Annotated in this window: 3 protein-coding genes; all 3 read right to left on the bottom strand. The window is 50.8% G+C overall.

The window, feature by feature from the left end; translation table 11 throughout:
• Positions 1–1,029, bottom strand: a 1,029-nt coding sequence (locus PHC90_14935; GenBank protein ID MDD3847642.1) for a DEAD/DEAH box helicase family protein, incomplete at its 3' end; no start/stop codon positions are given.
• A gap of 2 nt (positions 1,030–1,031) precedes the next feature.
• Positions 1,032–2,540, bottom strand: a complete 1,509-nt coding sequence (locus tag PHC90_14930) for a site-specific DNA-methyltransferase (GenBank protein MDD3847641.1) — start codon at positions 2,538–2,540, stop codon at positions 1,032–1,034.
• 72 nt (positions 2,541–2,612) lie between these two features.
• A partial coding sequence (locus tag PHC90_14925) for a nucleotidyltransferase domain-containing protein (GenBank protein MDD3847640.1) occupies positions 2,613–3,003 on the bottom strand: 391 nt, incomplete at its 5' end.

The following is a 3,003-nucleotide window of genomic DNA, read 5'->3' as shown; positions in this document are numbered from 1 at the left end:
TCCTGTTGCAATGGCTATCCTTTCGGGGTCTATCTTTTCATTGTCTATCAGATGTTTCCGGATAACTTCGACAGTAATTTCCCGGTCCTTGCTTTCGGCCTGGATAAGGGCGATCGGGCGGATGAAATCGGGGTCTTTTTTGGCTATCTCTTCCAGCTTTTGCCGGGTCAATATCGTACTTGAAAGGGCTTGTTCCCAGTTCTTGTGTTCTGTAAGCATGATCGGAAGCTTGATCATGTCCTCCGCCTTGAGTTCCGAAGCGGAGACCTGATACAAAATATTGCTTCCCCGGATATCTCTCAGAGGCGTTGCCGTAAATTCTATCACGCACGCCGGGCTTACCCTTCCCAATGCCTCAAATGTCAAAGGGGTCCGGGCATTATGGGCCTCATCCATGATAATAAGGGGATTGTGGAGGTGAAGAAGATTTGCGAAGGAGAACTTGATCTGTCCCCGATCGGGGCCATCCTCCATTCTCTCAACCCCTGGCATATTGCCCGGAACACGGGAAAAATGGGGTTCGAAGTTTTCGTTGTGTGCATAAACGCGCCGGCCCTCGGTCTTGTCTACTCTCAAAGTGGCAAGGGTTCCGACAACTATACACACTTTTTCAGTCAGGTCCTGGGGCCGGATCTGCTCGACCTCGCCGATATCGTACACAACCACCCTTCCATCAAAAGCGTCGTCGAGTGCCCGGCGATAATGATGCCCGGGATCTTTCAGGGCGTCACGGGTCTGCTGGCGGATGGTATTCGTTGGAACGAGCCAGAGCACTACCGGGAAATCCTGTTCCAGATATGCCCTGGCTGCCACCCTTATGGAGTGGGAGGCAAGGATAGTCTTTCCGCCGCCCGTGGGAAGCCGGAGGCATATGTAAGGCACATCTTCCAGCCCATCCACAATTTTATATTTCTGTTTATGTTCGGTCAGGTCTTCAAAGGCCGCTTTTGCTCCCTGGACCCGCGCGGCTTCAAGGTATTTCTCAAGCATTTCGAGGGACTTTTTCTGATATGTCTTCAGTTCGAACATATTCATCGCGCCTTTACGTCGTAAGGTATCTGTTTGAATGTTATCTTTTCCATCCTGAGCTTTTCCGCGGGAAGACGGGAAAGCTCACCGTATATAACCTTGGGTCCGTCATGCGGTGGCAACCCTTTAAGAACCCTTCTTGTCAGGACATTGCCGCCTTCGGGCCGCCTGTCGCCCAAGATCCCGTTGAAAAGGAGATAATAAGCGGTATCGTTATGAATGCCAAGAAGTGGGATATCGCTTTCCTTGAGAAGTGGGATTTTAGTTTCACAGAACCAGACATGGGCTGCCAGGGTCCCAAACCGGATATCCTGATTGATCCGGCCGGCCTCATCGAACACAGCCTCCCCCAGCCGGTAAAAGCGGAATCCTCCGCCACCCTGCCAGTTTACCGCCTTGGAGATACCGCCCTGCTCTCCTTCGATGACTTTTCGCAAACGAGGTGAACAATGGGTGGCGGCGTGCTCGCCCATCTCGATACCGATGTAACGTCGGCCCATCTTATGGGCCACCGCAGCAGTGGTTCCGGAACCGACGAAGGAGTCTAAAATAAGGTCCCCAGGGTTGCTTGCTATTTCAATAATTCTTCTGAGCAACCTTTCAGGTTTGGGAGTGTCAAAAGCATCATCGGTACTGAACAGTTGAATAATCTCTTTCTTTGATTCTTGATTATGACCGACTTCGTCATTTGACCACCAAGACCATACGCTGACACCTCGCTGTTCGGACAGAAAGTTCTTTATTCGAGGCCGCGAGCACCCTTTGCTCCCAAACCAAATTCTACCTTCGCCCTGCAGTCGTATAAACTCGGTTTCTATATTCACCCAGCACCTGCCGCCGGGTGGCTCGTAGGTGACACCTCCCGGCGTTGTGATAGAATACATTTGATTCGGCCGCCATCCCTGAGCGGTAAAATCCGTTGAGACCCATGGGCCTCTTGGATCATTGTCCGGGTTTTTATATGCAGATGTGTTTTTTTGTATTGTGCTCAATTTATTTAATCTGGGTGTTCCTCCGGCCTTACCATAAACGAAAATATGATCGTGAGCCGCCCCGAGCATTAATCGGGCATCCGGGGACGTTCGTTTTTGCCAGAGCACATTGGCTATGAAATTCTTCCTTCCAAATATCTCATCCATGATCACTTTTAAATAATGACCTTCATTATCATCAATAGAAACCCAGATGCTTCCATCCTGAGCAAGAAGTTCTCTCAGAAGTTCGAGACGGGGGTACATCATCGAAAGCCACTTGGCATGTTCAAGGTTGTCATCATAATGCTCGAAGGCACTTTTGGTGTTGTAAGGCGGGTCAATATAGATGCATTTCACCTGGCCGGCATAATAGGGAAGAAGCGCCTTAAGCGCGTCCAGATTATCTCCCTGAATAAGCATGTTTCCGGTGGCGGGATCGCCGAAGGATAATTCTGGTACGGCATCAAGGAGACGATACGGGGCGCTTTGTGAAAGCTGCAGATCGGTTTCTCTGGTAAGCCAGGACAGAGTCGGCATGCCTGATTAGTCCTTTTCTAATTAATGAATAATGCAATTGTACCGTAACGGTCACTCAAAAAACAAAACATTTTACCCCGATAACGAGACATTGTTCTGATACACCGTCTCCGAGCTCCCCTCTTCCTGCCTGATACCGTTTCCGTTCACCTCGACCAGGATGTCCATGAATATCCGGTCAAGTCCAGCGGGGTCCCTCGTCTCGGAGGGCCGCATCCCCTTCCCGTCCAGCCTCTCGATCTGCTCCATAAGGAATGTGGAGATGATCTCGTTTCTGGGCCCTTTCCGGAGTTCCTGCCCTGCCTTTTTGGCGGCGACGAGGGCATCGATCTCTCTGCGGACCTTTCCGGCGGGCAGAATGGCATCGACGAGCTTCGCGAATTCGGTAGGCGGGGCGCCAAGGTCCCGTTCTATCCACATAGCGGCAAGGACCGGCCTTAAGACATAAAAATACTTCTTTGTC

The sequence above is a fragment of the Syntrophorhabdaceae bacterium genome (assembly GCA_028698615.1).
Classification (GTDB): domain Bacteria; phylum Desulfobacterota; class Syntrophorhabdia; order Syntrophorhabdales; family Syntrophorhabdaceae; genus Delta-02.
Note: the sequence above shows the minus strand (reverse complement) of the source record. Positions and strands in the feature narration are given on the sequence as shown.